The sequence below is a fragment of the Amycolatopsis dendrobii genome (assembly GCF_014145675.1).
GTDB classification, from domain to species: Bacteria; Actinomycetota; Actinomycetes; order Mycobacteriales; family Pseudonocardiaceae; genus Amycolatopsis; species Amycolatopsis dendrobii.
Genome location: NZ_JACGZW010000011.1, coordinates 1 through 15,227 on the forward strand (window position 1 = coordinate 1; position 15,227 = coordinate 15,227).

General features: G+C 69.6%; 14 protein-coding genes. 6 read left to right on the plus strand and 8 right to left on the minus strand.

Annotation, left to right across the window (positions count from 1 at the left end; genetic code table 11):
- Nucleotides 1-223 precede the first annotated feature (223 nt).
- The 3 genes from moeZ to H4281_RS30440 all read right to left on the minus strand — a co-directional run bounded on the left by moeZ (nucleotide 224) and on the right by H4281_RS30440 (nucleotide 3,762).
- Complete coding sequence (gene moeZ, locus H4281_RS30430; protein ID WP_182894351.1) at nucleotides 224-1,405, minus strand: adenylyltransferase/sulfurtransferase MoeZ; 1,182 nt, start codon at nucleotides 1,403-1,405, stop codon at nucleotides 224-226.
- 99 nt (nucleotides 1,406-1,504) lie between these two features.
- The gene (locus tag H4281_RS30435) at nucleotides 1,505-2,668 is read right to left on the minus strand and encodes a DUF3152 domain-containing protein (RefSeq protein WP_182894352.1); all 1,164 of its coding nucleotides are present in this window, start codon (nucleotides 2,666-2,668) and stop codon (nucleotides 1,505-1,507) included.
- Between the two features lie 80 nt (nucleotides 2,669-2,748).
- Nucleotides 2,749-3,762 (minus strand): alpha/beta hydrolase, encoded by a 1,014-nt coding sequence (locus tag H4281_RS30440; protein WP_220508085.1) that lies wholly within the window; start codon nucleotides 3,760-3,762, stop codon nucleotides 2,749-2,751.
- Nucleotides 3,763-3,843: 81 nt separating this feature from the next.
- On the opposite strand from H4281_RS30440, the gene H4281_RS30445 reads away from it, so the two are divergent.
- On the plus strand, nucleotides 3,844-4,467 hold the full coding sequence (locus H4281_RS30445) for a TetR/AcrR family transcriptional regulator (protein ID WP_009072985.1): 624 nt from the start codon (nucleotides 3,844-3,846) through the stop codon (nucleotides 4,465-4,467).
- A gap of 4 nt (nucleotides 4,468-4,471) precedes the next feature.
- Nucleotides 4,472-5,146 carry an alpha/beta fold hydrolase gene (locus H4281_RS30450; protein WP_182894354.1) on the plus strand — a complete coding sequence of 225 codons (675 nt, stop codon included), beginning with the start codon at nucleotides 4,472-4,474 and terminating at the stop codon, nucleotides 5,144-5,146.
- Here H4281_RS30450 and H4281_RS30455 read toward each other — a convergent pair whose 3' ends face one another.
- The 3 genes from H4281_RS30455 to H4281_RS30465 form a co-directional block, all read right to left on the minus strand.
- Complete coding sequence (locus H4281_RS30455; RefSeq protein ID WP_220508086.1) at nucleotides 5,147-6,733, minus strand: ATP-binding protein; 1,587 nt, start codon at nucleotides 6,731-6,733, stop codon at nucleotides 5,147-5,149.
- 145 nt (nucleotides 6,734-6,878) lie between these two features.
- Nucleotides 6,879-7,787 (minus strand): alpha/beta fold hydrolase, encoded by a 909-nt coding sequence (locus tag H4281_RS30460; RefSeq protein WP_182894356.1) that lies wholly within the window; start codon nucleotides 7,785-7,787, stop codon nucleotides 6,879-6,881.
- Nucleotides 7,788-7,821: 34 nt separating this feature from the next.
- Complete coding sequence (locus H4281_RS30465) at nucleotides 7,822-8,730, minus strand: AurF N-oxygenase family protein (protein ID WP_067586114.1); 909 nt, start codon at nucleotides 8,728-8,730, stop codon at nucleotides 7,822-7,824.
- Between the two features lie 116 nt (nucleotides 8,731-8,846).
- On the opposite strand from H4281_RS30465, the gene H4281_RS30470 reads away from it, so the two are divergent.
- Entirely contained in the window at nucleotides 8,847-9,632 is a 786-nt protein-coding gene (locus H4281_RS30470) for a TetR/AcrR family transcriptional regulator (protein ID WP_037815860.1), read from the plus strand.
- Between the two features lie 14 nt (nucleotides 9,633-9,646).
- The gene (locus tag H4281_RS30475) at nucleotides 9,647-9,967 is read left to right on the plus strand and encodes a DUF4873 domain-containing protein (RefSeq protein ID WP_182894357.1); all 321 of its coding nucleotides are present in this window, start codon (nucleotides 9,647-9,649) and stop codon (nucleotides 9,965-9,967) included.
- 86 nt (nucleotides 9,968-10,053) lie between these two features.
- On the opposite strand, the gene H4281_RS30480 is transcribed toward H4281_RS30475, so the two are convergent.
- Both H4281_RS30480 and H4281_RS30485 read right to left on the minus strand, forming a co-directional pair.
- Complete coding sequence (locus H4281_RS30480; RefSeq protein ID WP_009072973.1) at nucleotides 10,054-10,284, minus strand: DUF3107 domain-containing protein; 231 nt, start codon at nucleotides 10,282-10,284, stop codon at nucleotides 10,054-10,056.
- A 103-nt stretch (nucleotides 10,285-10,387) separates the two neighbouring features.
- Complete coding sequence (locus tag H4281_RS30485; protein WP_182894358.1) at nucleotides 10,388-11,071, minus strand: ferritin-like fold-containing protein; 684 nt, start codon at nucleotides 11,069-11,071, stop codon at nucleotides 10,388-10,390.
- Nucleotides 11,072-11,573: 502 nt separating this feature from the next.
- Here H4281_RS30485 and H4281_RS30490 point away from each other — a divergent pair.
- Together H4281_RS30490 and H4281_RS30495 are read left to right on the plus strand one after the other, a co-directional pair.
- A complete protein-coding gene (locus tag H4281_RS30490; protein ID WP_182894658.1) occupies nucleotides 11,574-13,172 on the plus strand; it encodes a DEAD/DEAH box helicase in 1,599 nt (532 codons plus the stop codon).
- A gap of 719 nt (nucleotides 13,173-13,891) precedes the next feature.
- Nucleotides 13,892-15,223: an Rv3212 family protein gene (locus tag H4281_RS30495; RefSeq protein ID WP_182894659.1), complete on the plus strand. Its 1,332-nt coding sequence runs from the start codon at nucleotides 13,892-13,894 to the stop codon at nucleotides 15,221-15,223.
- Nucleotides 15,224-15,227: the final 4 nt, after the last annotated feature.

The window sequence follows — 15,227 nt, forward strand, 5'->3', positions numbered from 1 at the left end:
GAAGGCGCCCCCCCAATGGGGGGGTGGGGCGCCCCGGCCGCACCAAGGGGCGGGGGGGGGGCCGGGGGGGGGGGGGGGGGGGGGGGGGGGGGGCGGGGCGGGGCGTGAGGGGAACCCTGGGTGAAACAGAGTCAGTGAGGGTGGCGCACGTACCGCGAAAAGCCGTGAAGGGCTCCTTGAGGGAATCTAAGTCCCTCAAGGAGCCCTTCACGGACAGACGTGCTCAGTAAGTCGGCAGGCTTGGGTCGATCTGCCGGGCCCAGGCCAGGACTCCGCCGCCCAGGTGGGTGGCGTCCTTGAAGCCTGCTGCATGCAGTGCTGCCAGTGCCTCAGCCGAGCGGGCGCCGGACTTGCAGTGCAGGACGATCGGCTTGTCCTGCGGCAGCTCCGCCAGTGCCTCGCCGGAAAGGATGCGGTCCTTCGGGATCAGCGTGGCGCCCTTGATGTTCACGATCTCGTACTCGTGCGGCTCGCGGACGTCGATCAGGGCGAAGTCCTCGCCCGCATCGAACTTGGCCTTCAGTTCCGCGGGGGTCAGGGTGCTGCCCGAGGCGGCCGAGGCGGCTTCGTCCGACACGACGCCGCAGAAGGCCTCGTAGTCGATCAGTTCGGTGATCTTCGGGGTCTCCGGGTCCTTGCGGATCTTGACCTCGCGGTACTTCATCTCCAGCGCGTCGTAGGAGATCAACCGCCCGAGGAGCGGCTCTCCGATGCCGGTGATGAGCTTGATCGCCTCGGTCACCATGATCGAGCCGATCGACGCGCACAGCACGCCGAGTACGCCGCCTTCGGCGCAGGACGGGACCATGCCGGGAGGCGGCGGCTCGGGGTACAGATCCCGGTAGTTGAGACCCTTGCCGTTCGGGGCGTCCTCCCAGAAGACGCTCACCTGGCCTTCGAACCGGAAGATCGAACCCCACACGTACGGCTTGCCGAGCAGCACCGCCGCGTCGTTGACCAGGTAGCGGGTCGCGAAATTGTCCGTGCCGTCGAGGATCAGGTCGTACTGCTCGAAGATCTCCAGCGCGTTCGCCGATTCGAGCCGCTCGGTGTGCAGGTGCACCTTGACCAGCGGGTTGATCTCGGCGATGGACTCCTGCGCCGACGCGGCCTTGAGCTTGCCGACGTCGGACTGGCCGTGGATCACCTGGCGCTGCAGGTTGGATTCGTCGACGACGTCGAAGTCGATGATGCCGAGCGTGCCCACGCCGGCGGCCGCCAGGTACAGCAGCGCCGGGCTTCCGAGCCCGCCCGCACCGATGACCAGGACCTTCGCGTTCTTCAACCGCTTCTGCCCGACCACCCCGACGTCCGGGATGATCAGGTGACGGCTGTACCGGGCCACCTCTTCCTTGGTGAGCTCGGCTGCCGGCTCGACGAGCGGCGGCAGTGCCGTGTCTGACATCGGGTCCTCCATACTCGCGCGGGTCGCGTAGTCGATCCCAGTATGTTCAACGCCCGCTCGCAAGGGACACTTCCCTGCTCTCAGATCGTGGGACGTTGTTTACTGGCCCGGCGGGGTCGGGTTCGGCCACGCGTTCGGCTTGCACACGCGGTGGTCCGCGGCGACCTTGCCCTTGTCGCCGCCGGGGATGTTGTTGAGCATCGCGACGTAGTCGTCGGCGACGCCGAACGACTGCTGCATCATCACCGGAGCCGGCTGGTCGTTTCCTGGGCAGCCCACGTGGTTGTTGCCCAGCGCGTGCCCGACCTCGTGGTTGATGGCGTACTGCCGGTACCCGGTCATATCGGACATGTAGACCTTCGCGCCGCGCACCCAGCGCGACAAGTTGATCAGCACCCGGCCCATGCTGCGCCGGTAGCAGGAGGCCTCGAATTTGATCTGGAACCCGCACGCGTCCGGCCGGTGCGTGGTGTCCGGCGTGGTGAGGCTCACCCGGAAACTCGGGTTCGGATAGCTCGAGTCGACCCGCTGCAACCGGATCTCGCCGTTCCAGGTCCAGCTGCGCGGATCGGACAAAATGCCCTGCACCGCGGTTCCGAAGCTGTCGTCGCCGGCGTAGCTCGCCGGATCGATGCCGTCCTCGACCTCGACGGTGTAGGTGTAGAGCTTCCCCGCTTTGCCCACGACGTCGCTGGACCCGGGCACGACGTGCCAGGTGCCCTTGCCCGTCTGCGTGAAATTGCCGCCGGCAGGCAGGTCGGCGGTGGGCACGTTGAGATTCACCGGCTGCGCGGGGTTCTCCGGGATGCCGCCGCCACCGTCGATCGCGCCCGAGGACGTGTCGCCGGACGCGACTTCGCCGCTGCTGCCGGCCGTGCCGGCCTCGGGCGAACTGGTGGCGGTGTTGACCGCGACCAGCACAGTGATCACGGCCAGGATCGGCAGCGCGTACACGCGCCAGCCGTAGGTCTTCACGAACCGGCCGAACGGCGACTGCTTCTTCTTCGGAGCCGGGCGCTTCTCGGAGCCGCCGTCCTTGGGCTTCCAGGCGGCGGCGAGCGGCTCGGCGCTGGTGCGCCTGCTGCCCGGCCGGTACCGGTCCTCGCCCACGCGCTGGGCGGGCTTGCGCGCGGGCCGGTACTGGCCGACGCGCGGAGAGTCGGCCTCCGCATCGCCGGATCCGGAGGACGCTGAACGCCGGGCCGACCCGGCGGTCGGGCCCCGCCGGTCCTTCGCTCGCGCGTCCTGCTTCAGCCGGTCCACCGACCCAGGGTGCCACACGGCGGCGACGTTCCCGGCAGCGACTGGCGGGCTCCCCGGCGATCCGCGGTCCCCCGTCCGGGCTACCAGGAGCCCTTGTCCGCGCCCTCCCAGAGACCCAGTACGGCCTTGGCCACTACCTGCGGGCGTTCCATCTGCGCAACGTGTCCGGTGCGCGGGAGGACCAGCATCCGGGCGCGGGGAATCGTCTGCGCCGTCCGCAGCGCGCGCTTGACCGAGATCACCCGGTCGTGGAGCCCCCAGACCACCAGCGTGGGGGCCTCGACCTGTTTGGCGACCGACCACAGCGACGCGGCGCCGAGCGCGGTCCAGCGCCGGAAGATGCCGAACGTGCTGCGCTCCATCGCGGCCAGCGCCCACGGGAACCCGGCACGCGCGGCGTGCTCCTCGACCAGTTCGTCCAGCCGGGCGTCCGGGAAGCGCGACGGATCGTGGAAGCACAGCTTGATGACCTGCGCGGCGCGTTCGCGGGCGGTCATCCCGGCCATCCGGCGGCGCACCCTCGCCCCGACCACCGGGAGATAGGCCAGCGCCATCAGCGGATCGGACAGCCTGCGCGGGTCCGGGCGGCGGTCCGGCATCGCCGGGGAAATCAGCGTGAGAGTTCTCACCAGCTCCGGCCGCCGTGCCGCGACCAGCAGCGAGATCGCGCCGCCCATCGAGTTGCCGAGCAGATGCACCGGTTTGCCGAGCCGCTCCAGCTTGCTCGCGATGACCTCGGCGTGGTCGTCGAGGCTGTAGGCGAATCCTTCCTCGGGTTCCGAATAGCCGAATCCGGGCAGGTCAACGGCTTGTCCGGAAGCAGTGGGGGCGAGCAGCGCGGCGAGGTCGGTCCAGTTCGTGGACGATCCGCCGAGCCCGTGCACGTAGACCGCGGGCGTGCCGTCCGGACCGGGCGTGTGCCGGATGTGCAGGCCGTCTTCGACCGTTCCCGGCCAGGCAGGCAGCGCCCCGTCGAGCGGCGGAAGGGGCGTAGTCGACAATGGCACCTGGGTCACCGGCGGGCGGACCGCCGCCGCGGTGGCGGGGCGGGAGGTCGTGGTCGTCACCAGTCCAGGATGCCTGACCCTTGGCATTTCGGGCGTACCCACGAGTAATGTCAGGTTCACTTCACGCGGTGGTGAACCCGCCCGGCGAAGGCTGCGGACGGAGGAAGAATGACGGAGATGGCGCGACTGCAACGAGGCGTCCGGTTGCCCCGGACCGAGCGCCGGGCCCAGTTGCTGACGGCCGCGCAGCGCGTCTTCGCCGAGCACGGCTACCACGCGGCGGCGATGGACGAGATCGCCGAGGAGGCCGGGGTCAGCAAACCGGTCCTCTACCAGCACTTCCCCGGCAAGCTCGACCTGTACATCGCGCTGCTGGAAAGCCACGTCGACGACCTTGTCGGCCGCGTGCAGGGCGCGCTGAACTCCACCACGGACAACCGCCAGCGCGTCCCGGCCACGGTCGGCGCGTTCTTCGACTTCGTGAACAACGACGCCGGCGCGTTCCGCATGGTCTTCGAATCCGATCTCCGCGGCGAACCCGCCGTGCAGGAGGCGGTGGACCGCGCGACCTCGGCCAGCGTCGAGGCCATCACCGAGACGATCACCTCCGACGCCGGGCTGGACGAGGAGAAGGCCCGCCTGCTCGCGGTCGGCCTGGTCGGGATGAGCCAGGTCAGCGCGCGTTACTGGCTGCAGCACAACCAGTCGATGAGCCGCGAGGACGCGGTGGCGCTCACCGCGAACCTCGCCTGGCGCGGCATCGGCGGCGGTTTCCCGCTCAAGGACAACTGAGTCCGTGCCCGTCGTGGCGGTGCCGGGCACGTTGTGCAGCCCACGGATATACGCACCGCTGGCGGCCGCGCTGCCCGACCGGCTGGACGCGGTCGACTGGATGACCGCACCGGGTCCGTGGCGGATCGAGGACATCGCGGCGCGAGTCGCCGACCGGATCGACCAGCACGGCGGCCCGGTCACTCTCATCGGACACTCCACTGGCGGCTGTATCGCGGCGATGGTCGCGGCCACCCGGCCGGAACTGGTGTCCGCGCTGCTGCTCGCGAACACCGGCGCGCACATGCGCGGGCACGGCGACGTCGACCGGATCCTCGCCACGATCGCCGCCGAATGGGGCCCCGACCTGCACGCGGCCGTCCTCGACCGGTCCTTCGCCACTCCGTTGCCGCCGGATCTGCGCACTGAACTGCTCGGCTACGCCGCCCGCGTCCCGGCCGAAGCCGCGCTGGAAGCCCTGACGAGCCAACGGGATCTGGACCTCACGCCGCGGCTCGCGTCGATCCGCTGCCGGGTCACGGTGCTGCACGGAATCCACGACCGCGCCCGCACGCTCGCGGACGCCCAGCACCTTGTCGACCACCTTCCGGACAGCGAACTCGTCACCGTCGGGACCGGGCACTCGCCGATCTGGGAAGACGTCCCGGCCACCGTCGCCGCGCTCGAACGGCTCCGCTAGTCATTCGCGCGGTTTTCGCTGGCGGGGCACCGATCTCGCCGTCCCGGGCAGCTCGACCAGCAGTTGCTCGAGGTGGCCGCTGTCTGGTGCCGCGCCGCGGGAATCGGTCAGCCAGGCGTCGGATTTGCTTCGCCGCGACGGTTGTTCGCTGTCGGACAACAAGGCGACGTAGCAGCCGTAGTCGATGGCGAACCCGTCGTAGAGCGTTCCCGGCCGCTTTCGGTTGACGATCCCGCGCCGTACCAAGTGAACGAGCCTGGCGTCGTACAGATCGCGCATGGTCTCGTCGTGCGCGCCGCTGGCGTGGTCGAGCAGGAAAGTACGCGAGCGTCGTCGGCCCACCACCTCGTCCACCAGCCAGCGAAGCGTCGTCAAGGCCGGTTCGTTCCCGGCGATGGCGGCGTATTTGTCGCGCAGATACCAATCCTGCGCGGCCTGCCGGACGTGCCGGATCCCGATCGTCGCCGTATTCGCGTGCTGCGCGGCCAACGCGGCGATGTTGATCGCGTCGCGGGGCACCCCCTCGGCCGCGCGCACGAGTTCGGGAAACGCGGTGCGGCTGAACGCCGTCGCCACGAATTCCGCGGCGTCGTCGGTCACCGGCATCCGCGGTCGTACGTGATTGAGGAAGAGCTCGGCGAAAAACTGTCTCGACTGGGTTCGGCCGTGGTCGAACAGGAGCACGTCGTCGAAGCTGACCGCGGAGGCCGCGTCCGCGCCGGCCTCGATGCCGACGTAATCGCCTGCGCAACCTGGTTCGCGGAACCGGGACCGGCGTTCGATCGCCGCGATCTTGACCGTCGTCCCGTGCGTCGGCAGCACGCTGCGGCGCAGCAGATCCGCCAGCAACGGTTGCAGCTCAAGGGGAATCGCACTCCACTCGTCCAGCAGCAACCACAGCCGGGCTGGCGCGAGTGCGGCCGTGATCCGCGCCAGTGCCCGGCTGAGCGGCCCGAAGATGACCTGATGATGCTCGGTTCCGGTGCGCCGCAAGCGATCCGAAGCTGTCACCGAATGCCGGCTGCTTCCCGACATCGTCACCTGACCACGCGGACCGCCCGGTCCCCAAGACGCCGAGGCCCCGGCGCTGGTCGACTGCTCCGCGGAACCCCCGACGGTCGTCTCCCGCTCGACGTTGCCGACGACCTCGACCGTCGTCGCCGCCTCGGTCAGCTCGTCCAGGCCCTGCAACAAGCCTTCCTGATCGGAAACCCTCGTCTCGATCGCCGTGGTCAGCAGCTGTTCGTGCACCGCTTCCAGCGTGTCGACCAGCAGCTGAGTCCCCCGGAGCGGCACCGGCAGCTGCTGATTCGCGTACAGGCCGCTGGTGGAGCCGATGGTGCGCAAATCCAGGTACACCGCGACGTCGTGGGTCTCCTCGACCAGATCGGCCAAGTACAGCAAGGCGTGCGTTTTCCCGGTGCCGCGGCGGCCGTAAAGGATCTGGTGGTCGGCGGAATGCAGCATCGCCGAAAACGACCCGGCCACCACGAAGGTTTTGGCCAGCGTGTGCCGGTCCACGCTTTCCGCCCGCCGGGAAATCGCCATCAGGCTCCGGTTGACGTGCGCGCTCAGCGGCTGCCCCATGCCCGTCCTGTCTGTCGGCGACATCCCAGCCACCCAGCGTGACAGCGCCGGGCGGCCGGGAACAGCCGACAGTCAGGTACGAGCGCGAAAGGGCTGAACGCGCACGGTTACGAGCAGGTGGCTCTCGTGAGTGTTCATGCCGGTTCTAACCGGCATGAACACTCACGAGCCCCCCGATCCGTTTCGCGACCTCAGCCGCCCGTTCCTGCGGCAACATATGCCCAGCACCGGGAAACCGGACAAACTCCGCGTCCGGCAGCTCGTCCGCGATCACTTTCGCGTGCGGCAGCGGGCAAAGCCGGTCCTTCTCCCCCGCCAGCACCACGGACGGGGTACCGCGCAAAGTCGCCAGCGCGACGCGCCGGTCATGCGTCGAGATCGCGTCCTGGAACGCGCCGAGGCTCGCCGGATGCGCGCACAGCAGCTGATCCGCCACCAGCCGGAGGTCCGCGCGGCGCGGGTGCTCCCCGAACACGAGGAACCGCGCCCCCGAACGCACCATCGCCGGGCTCAACGGCAGCCGCTCGCCCTTGCGGTGCGACAACGCTTTCGCCAGCCTGCGCTCGAACCGCGCGGAGAACTGGCCAGCCATTCCGGGCAGCCCCAGCGTGATCCGGTCCATCTGCCCCGAGGACGTCGCCACGAACGCCGCGCCGACCACCCGGTCCCGGACCAGGTCCGGATGCCGTTCGGCCAGCGCCATCATGGTCATGCCGCCCATCGAATGCCCGGCGAGCACCAGCGGACCCGACGGCACGCGCGCGGCGATCAGCTCGGCCAGATCGTCGGCCAGCCGCGGAATCGTCCCGGTTTCCTTGGTCGCGGGCGCGGAACCGCCGTGCCCGCGCAGGTCGTAGCGCAGGGTACGGACACCGGGACCGAGGTGGTCCATGACGCCGTCCCACGTGCGGTGGTCCTGCGTCCAGCCGTGCACCAGCACCAGCGTCACCGCGGCGTCGGCCGGGCCGCTCAGTTCGACGTGCAGCGCACAGCCGTCACTGGTCACGAACCGGTGCTCACGGGCGGGATTCCGCAACCGCTCTACGGTGGTCATTTCGCCTCCGCGGGAAAAAGTACGTCGGCGGTGGTCATTTGCCCTCCGGCAACAGGAAAGACTTGCGCCAGAACGGTTTCCCTGGCAACCCGACCAGACCGGACTCCTGCAGGAACGGCATGATCTTCTCCCCGGCCCACGCGATCGTCGCGCGCCAGTGCGGGTTGTTCAGCGCCGTCTCGACGCCCTCGCGCGGCCGGATCCCGACCGCCTTGTAGACGTTCGGGTTGATGAACGCCCGCGTCACGAAGTACGAGATCAGCGCGATGCTGAACTGCTGGTAGGCGACCTCCGCGCGACCGAGCTTCGCCATGCCGCGGGTGACTTCCTCGCGGGCGAAGGTGACGTGCCGCGCCTCCTCCAGCACGTGGATCCGGTTCACCATCCGGACCAGCGGCTGGATCTCCTCGTCGTTCATCTGCTCGCGCTGCAGCCGGTCGAGCACCTCCTCGGCGACCAGGATCGCCCCGTAGCGCGCCGGGCCGTAGGAAATGGTCGGCATCAGCTTCGCGAACTGCCGCAGCACCGGCACCGGACCGTAGGTCGGGCAGCCGATTCGCGCGGACATCCGCGCGAACATCGTGGAGTGCCTGCACTCGTCGGCGATCTCGGTGAGCGCGAACTGCGCGTGCGCCGTCGTCGGGTCCTGTTCGTAGACCTCCTTGAGCAGCATCTGCATGAGGAGGATTTCGAACCACAGCCCGGTGGTCGCGATGCTGGCCATCTCGTGTTTGCCCAGCTCGATCCGCTGCTCCGGGCTCAGCCGGTCCCACAGCGGGGTGCCGTAGAGCGACGAGCGCTCCGGCAGGATGTACCGCTTGCCCTCGACCAGCGGCGCGTCCCAGTCGATGTCGACGTCCGGGTCGTAGAACTTGTTCGCCGCCGACTTCAGCAACCGCTGTGCCGTCGCCTCCCGGTCGGTCACCTTGAGCGTCCGCGTCATCATCAGCCCCTTCCAGCGCCTGACTCGCCGTTGAATCGAGAAGCCGCGTCCCGCCTGTCGCCACGGGAACTGTGCTCCAGAACATGTAACCCGTGGTAACAGTTACCTCTGGTAGCATGACCGCCGTGATCGAACGTGTCAAGCGCTCCAGCAAGCAGTCCGGCAAGCAGGCAGCCGACACCGAAACGAGCACCGGGGACGCCCGCCGCGATCGCTGGCGCAAGCACCGCATCGCCCGTCGCGCGGAGTTCGTCGAAGCGGCCCTGCGCGCGCTCGACGCACACGGTCCGGATCTCGGCATGGAGGACGTCGCCGCGGAAGCGGGCGTCACGAAACCCGTGCTGTACCGGCATTTCGAGGACAAGGCCGACCTGTACGTCGCACTCGGCCAGCGCGGCACGGAGATCCTTTTCGAACGGCTGATCCCGGCGATCAACGCGGAACTCGCGCCGGTGCCGCGGATCCGGATGGCGCTCGACGCGTTCTTCGGCGTCATCGAAGAACATCCGAACCTGTACCGCTTGCTGGCACACGGCGGACTGCCGGGCAAAACCACCGATTCGGACGTCGTCGCGGAGGACAAGGAGGTCATCGCGACCGCGCTGACCGCCCTGCTCGGCGACTACATGCGGATGTTCAACATGGACTCCGGCGCGGCCGAACCGTGGGCGCACGGCATCGTCGGCATGGTCCAGAGCACCGGCGAATGGTGGCTGGACCGGCGCTCGATGGGCCGCGATTCGGTGGTCGAGTACCTCACCCAGATCATCTGGGCGGCGATCGACGGGCTCACCCGTCAGCAGGGCGTGGTGATCGACCCGAACCTGCCGCTCGAGGAGAACAAGGTCGTCCAGCTCGGACGGACCGAGAACGACACCGCCGCCGGCGACGAGGCCGGCTGACGAGAGGACCCCGGATGAGCGACGAAGACGGCTACACCGGCTCGGCGACGCTGGTCGTCGACGGCACGGAAATCGCCGCGGACGTCGATCTGCGCGGCTATTTCCAGCCGATCGACGGTTATTACCACTGGTACGGCCGCGTCGCCGCGAACCCGAAGCTGGCCGATGCGGTCGGCGGGCGCAAGAAGGCGTGCGAGGTGCGTATCGGCGAGCACACCGCCGAGGGCGAACTGTCCGATCCGGACCCGTGGGGCCGCTACCGGCTCACCGGCACGTCCACGCCGCCGTTCTCGGTCCCGAAAACACTGGCCGAGGTCGAAGAGGCCACCGCCTGACCGGTCCCCGGAAAGCCGTGAAGGGCCCCTTGAGGGAATCTGATTCCCTCAAGGGGCCCTTCGCGGACCTTTAAAGCTCGGCTCGATCAGTCGCCGACGCCGAACCCGACCTTGCGGACGTCGGACGGGGCGATCTCGACGTACGCGATGCGGTCGGACGGGACCAGGTACTTGCGGCCCTTCTCGTCGTTGAGGCGGAAGAGCCCGTCACCGGCCGTCAGCGCCTCGGCGACCAGCTTCTCCACCTCTTCGGGAGTCTGGCCACTGGACACCACCAGCTCGCGCGGCGTGTCCTTGATGCCGATCTTGACCTCCACGTGGGACCTCCGCTGGAAACTCGTTGTGACTACGCCCGGCAAGGCTAACCGAAGCGGGCCGACGCGGTGGCGTGCGACCAGAAGGTGACTCGCGACCACTCGCTCAGCCCAGCCCCAGCGCCTGCATGCGCTTGGTGTGCCCTTGCTGCAACCGGCGGAACAGCGCGCCGATTCCCGCGAGGTCACCGGACCCGGCGACGATCAGTTCGGCCAGGCCATCGCGCTCGGCCACCACGTATTGCGCCTGGGTGAGCGCCTCGCCGAGCAGCCGGCGGCCCCACAGCGCGAGCTTGTCGCGGGCCTTCGGATCGGCCTTGATCCCGGCCGCGACTTCGCGTTCGGCGAACGCCGAATGCCCGGTGTCGGCGAGCACGGTCAGCACCAGGTCCTTGGTCTCCGGGTCGAGCCAGCTGGCGATCTCGCGGTAGAGATCGGCCGCGAGCCCGTCCCCGACATACGCCTTGACCAGCGACTCCAGCCACGACTTCGGCCGGGTGGAGCCGTGCCAGGCGTCCACTTGCGACACGAACGGGGCCATCGCGTCCTCGACCGCGACGCCGTTCGCGGCCAGATGCTTCGTCAGCAGATCGAGGTGCCCGATCTCGGCGGCCGCCATCGAGGCGAGCGCGGCGCGGCCAGCGAGCGTCGGCGCGCTGCGGGCGTCCTCGGCCATCCGGTCGAACGCGGACAGCTCCAGGTAGGCGATCACGCCGAGCAGGTCGACGACGCCTTCGCTGATCGCAGGCGGGGAGGTGGGGGGCGCGGCAGCTTCGGCGGGGTCGGTCACGGCGACGAGGGTATCGCCGAACCGCAGGCCCGCGCCGTGAAGAGACCGATCCCACGCCGCGCCGCCGCTCCCGGTATTCCCCGGAAAACACCTGACCAGCTACACTGCGGACGGATAAACAGAAGCTTCGCCGCGCCGGACCGCCTTTTTCTTAAGGGTTCCAGGAGCGGCGGGAACCAGGCGAACGGCCGGTGCCACCAGGGCGACCGGGGTTCGCCGAAAGTGTGCGTGCACGCCTCCCAGCGGCATTCCCGGGAGGGCGGCTCCGGCGCCACTGGCCTCCGCAGAAGAGGCCGCGGTGCGAGTCAGGCCCCCGGTCGAGTGTCGAGTGACAACCGGCCTGTGCGCGCTGGTCACGAGAGAGGCGATCACCCTGACCGCAGAACAGTCCACAACCGAACAGACCGAAACCGTGCAGGCCACCGCCGCTGTCGCTCTCGAGCACAGCGAAAACGGACCGGCCGCGCTGGACACGTCGCACCCGCTGCAGGCCGGTGCCCCGGTGACCGAGGAGTCGCCGACGTTCGCGTCGTTCGGAGTGAAACCGGAAATCGTCAAGGCGCTCGGCGAAGCCGGAATCGAGCGCACCTTCGCCATCCAGGCGCTGACCCTGCCGCTCGCCATGGCCGGCGACGACCTCATCGGCCAGGCCCGCACCGGCATGGGCAAGACGCTCGGCTTCGGCGTCCCGCTGCTGCACCGCGTGCAGGTGCCCGGCGACGGCACCCCGCAGGTGCTGGTCGTGGTGCCCACGCGCGAGCTGTGCATCCAGGTCGCGAACGACCTGAAGGGCGCAGGCAAACACCTCGGCATCCGCACGCTGGCGATCTACGGCGGCCGGCCGTACGAGCCGCAGATCGAGGCGCTGCGCAAGGGCGTCGACGTCGTCATCGGCACCCCGGGCCGTCTCCTCGACCTGGCCGAACAGCAGCACCTGGTGCTCGGCAAGATCCGCGGGCTCGTCCTCGACGAGGCCGACGAGATGCTCGACCTCGGCTTCCTGCCGGACATCGAGCGGATCCTCCGGATGGTGCCGGACGAGCGGCAGACGATGCTGTTCTCCGCCACGATGCCGGGCCCGATCATCACGCTCGCGCGGACGTTCCTGAACCAGCCCACGCACATCCGCGCCGAGGAGAACGACGCGGGCGCGATCCACGAGCGCACGGCGCAGTTCGTCTACCGGGCGCACTCGATGGACAAGACGGAGCTGATCGCGCGGGCGCTGCAGGCCGAGGGCCGCGGGCTCACGATGATCTTCAGCCGGACCAAGCGCACCGCCCAGAAGGTGGCCGACGACCTGGTGGAACGCGGTTTCGCCGCGGCCGCGGTGCACGGCGACCTCGGGCAGGGCGCGCGTGAGCAGGCGCTGCGCGCGTTCCGCTCGGGCAAGGTCGACGTGCTGGTGGCGACCGACGTCGCGGCGCGCGGCATCGACATCGACGACGTCACGCACGTGATCAACTACCAGTGCCCGGAAGACGAGAAGACCTACGTGCACCGCATCGGCCGCACCGGCCGCGCGGGTCGCACCGGGGTCGCGATCACCCTGGTCGACTGGGACGAGGAACCGCGCTGGAAGCTGATCTCGGACACGCTGAGCCTCGACCTGGCGGAGCCGGTGGAGACGTACTCGTCGTCGCCGCACCTGTTCAGCGACCTGGGCATCCCGGAGGGCACGAAGGGCCGCCTGCCGCTGTCGAAGCGCACGCGGGCCGGCCTGTCGGCCGAGAAGGAAGAAGACCTGGGCGGCAAGCGCCGAGGCCGCCGCGGCTCTGCTTCGACGGGTTCGTCGTCAGCGGAGGAGGAAGCCCCGCGCAAACGCAACCGCGCCCCGCGCAAACGAACCCGCGGCGGTGCCCGCTCCGCCGCCGCGATCGAGGCCGCCGACGCCGCCTCGGCTGCCTCTGACCAGCAGGAAGACCGCCCCAGGGCCCGCCGCCGCACCCGCTCGGGAGCAGACGCGACCGGCCCGGCGACCTCCACCGGCAACGCCACCCCCGCGACGACGTCCGACTCCGGGGAGACCGGAGACCGTCCGGCACGCCGCCGCCGTCGCCGCCGCCCGTCCGCATCTGATACACCTGCGTCGGCAGACTGAGCGACACACCGGGAGTCAGTTACGTGAACGACCACGGGAACGGCACCGACGAAACGCCCCCCGAACCCGGATCGAACGTAGCGGGCACTCCCGCGAATCCCGACGAACGCCCCCGGCCGGACCTTCCGGCCGGGGAGCGGGCGTCGGATGAGAGTGCAGCTGAGATTGGTCCGGGCGAGTCGCTTTCCGGTGACCGGGGCGCGGTTTCGCCGTCTGCCGGCTCCGCTGTGGCTGGCTCTGCCGGGAACGCTTCGGGCTCGCAGGCTGGAGACTCGGCGATACCAGGTGCCGAAGAATCTTTCGCCGAAGCAAATGAGCCCTCCGCGGGCTCCGCTGCGCCCGCTCCCGGAAACGCTTCCGCGGGATCGGCCGCTTCCGGCTCGCAGGCCGGAGACTCCGCCGCGCACGCTGACGAAGACTCTTCCGTCGAACTCCACCGGCCCACCGCAGCTCCCAGCTCGGCCGGAAGCACTCCCGCCGCATCGACCGCGCCCGGCCCGCGAGCCGGAGACTCCGCCGCACACACTGGCGAAGAAGCCTCCGCTGAGCCCCACCGGCCCGCCGCGGCGGTCCCCGGTGCTGCCGGAAGCACTCCCGCCGCGCCGGCCGCTTCCGGCCCGCAAGCCGGAGACCCGGCCGGGCCAGCCACCGAAAAAACTTCCACCGCAGGCACCCACGCCGCGATCCCCCCGGTCACTCCCGAGGAACGCACCGGCCCGATCGCGCGCGTCACCGACGAACCCGCCGGGGTCAGCAGCTCCGCCGAGCCCTACGGTTCCGAGAATCTCCTCCCCCGCCAGCCCGCCGCCCCGGATTCCGTTGCGCAGCCGGGGAAAGCCCGCCGCTCACCGTGGAACCGGGGGCGGGATCGGCTGATCGCGGGGGCGATCGTCGTCGTGGTCGCGGTGGTCGCCGCGATCGTCGCCGCCACCAGCGACAATCTGCACACCAGCCGCGCGCTGGCCGAGCCGCCGCACGCTCTCCCCACACCGCCGACCTCCGTGCCCGGGTCGATGACGCAGCTGTGGCAGGCCCCGAGTTCCGCGACGCCGATCCCGATCGGCCAGTCCGACACCGTCACCACCGCGGACGGCAGCGAGGTCGCCGGTCGCGATCCGCTCACCGGGCAGATCCGCTGGCACTACACCCGCGAAAACCTGCAACTGTGCACTGTGGACGCCGCATGGGGCCGGGTGAACGCCGTGTACCACAAGACAATGGGCTGCAGCGAGGTCACGCAGCTCGACCCCGCCACCGGCCGCATCACCGCTCAGCGCAACGGCGACGCCGAACTGGGCACCCGTCTGGTCAACGACGGCAGCCACGTCACGACGACCGGCAAACATCTCCTCGACACGTGGCGCGACGATCTCGTGAAGAGCATGGAGTACGGCAAAGTCCCGTTCCTGCAAAACGCGAACAAGCAACCCCGCCCCAACTGCACCTACGGAACGGTAGCAGCGGCCGCCGACAAAATCGGCGTGATCGAACGCTGCCCCGGCGACCGCACGGACCGCCTGACCGTCTACAAGGCAACCGCCGAGCACGAGGACGAACCGAAGGTCACCTACACCGCCCTGCTGGCCGGCAAGCGGGCCAGGGTCATCGCGATGTCAGGCGATCTCACCGGCGTGCTGCTGCCCGACCAGAACCTGTACGTCGTCTACGGCGCGGACGGTTCGCAAAAAGCCGCCTACCCCATGGATCTCCCCGACGCGGACACCGCGAACGACCCAGTCGGCGGCACCGAGGCCACGACCCGCACCGCCGCGGGGATCTACTGGTACACCGGCTCCAAAACCGTTGCCCTGTCCCGAGACGACCTGTCCCCGCGGTGGACCCTGGACGGCACGCTCGGCCCAGGAATCACCTTCGCGACCCAGTTGGTAGTGCCCATCCGCGGCGGCCTGGCAGTGCTGAACGAAATGAACGGCGCGACGCTACGCACAGTCGGCATCGACCGCGGCGCCTACTCGGGCCCAGTCCGCCTCACCGCGCTGGGCCCAGTACTGCTGGAACAACGCGGCCCGACGCTCGCCGCCCTGCGCTGACCGT

What these genes read in the sequence shown, in the direction of transcription:
- H4281_RS30455 (WP_220508086.1), bottom strand. Translation starts at nt 6,733, where the DNA reads ATGGGGCAGCCGCTGAGCGCGCACGTCAACCGGAGCCTGATGGCGATT.
- H4281_RS30445 (WP_009072985.1), top strand. Translation starts at nt 3,844, where the DNA reads ATGACGGAGATGGCGCGACTGCAACGAGGCGTCCGGTTGCCCCGGACC.
- H4281_RS30440 (WP_220508085.1), bottom strand. Translation starts at nt 3,762, where the DNA reads ATGCCAAGGGTCAGGCATCCTGGACTGGTGACGACCACGACCTCCCGC.
- H4281_RS30465 (WP_067586114.1), bottom strand. Translation starts at nt 8,730, where the DNA reads ATGACGCGGACGCTCAAGGTGACCGACCGGGAGGCGACGGCACAGCGG.
- H4281_RS30475 (WP_182894357.1), top strand. Translation starts at nt 9,647, where the DNA reads ATGAGCGACGAAGACGGCTACACCGGCTCGGCGACGCTGGTCGTCGAC.
- H4281_RS30470 (WP_037815860.1), top strand. Translation starts at nt 8,847, where the DNA reads ATGACCGCCGTGATCGAACGTGTCAAGCGCTCCAGCAAGCAGTCCGGC.
- H4281_RS30460 (WP_182894356.1), bottom strand. Translation starts at nt 7,787, where the DNA reads ATGACCACCGTAGAGCGGTTGCGGAATCCCGCCCGTGAGCACCGGTTC.
- moeZ (WP_182894351.1), bottom strand. Translation starts at nt 1,405, where the DNA reads ATGTCAGACACGGCACTGCCGCCGCTCGTCGAGCCGGCAGCCGAGCTC.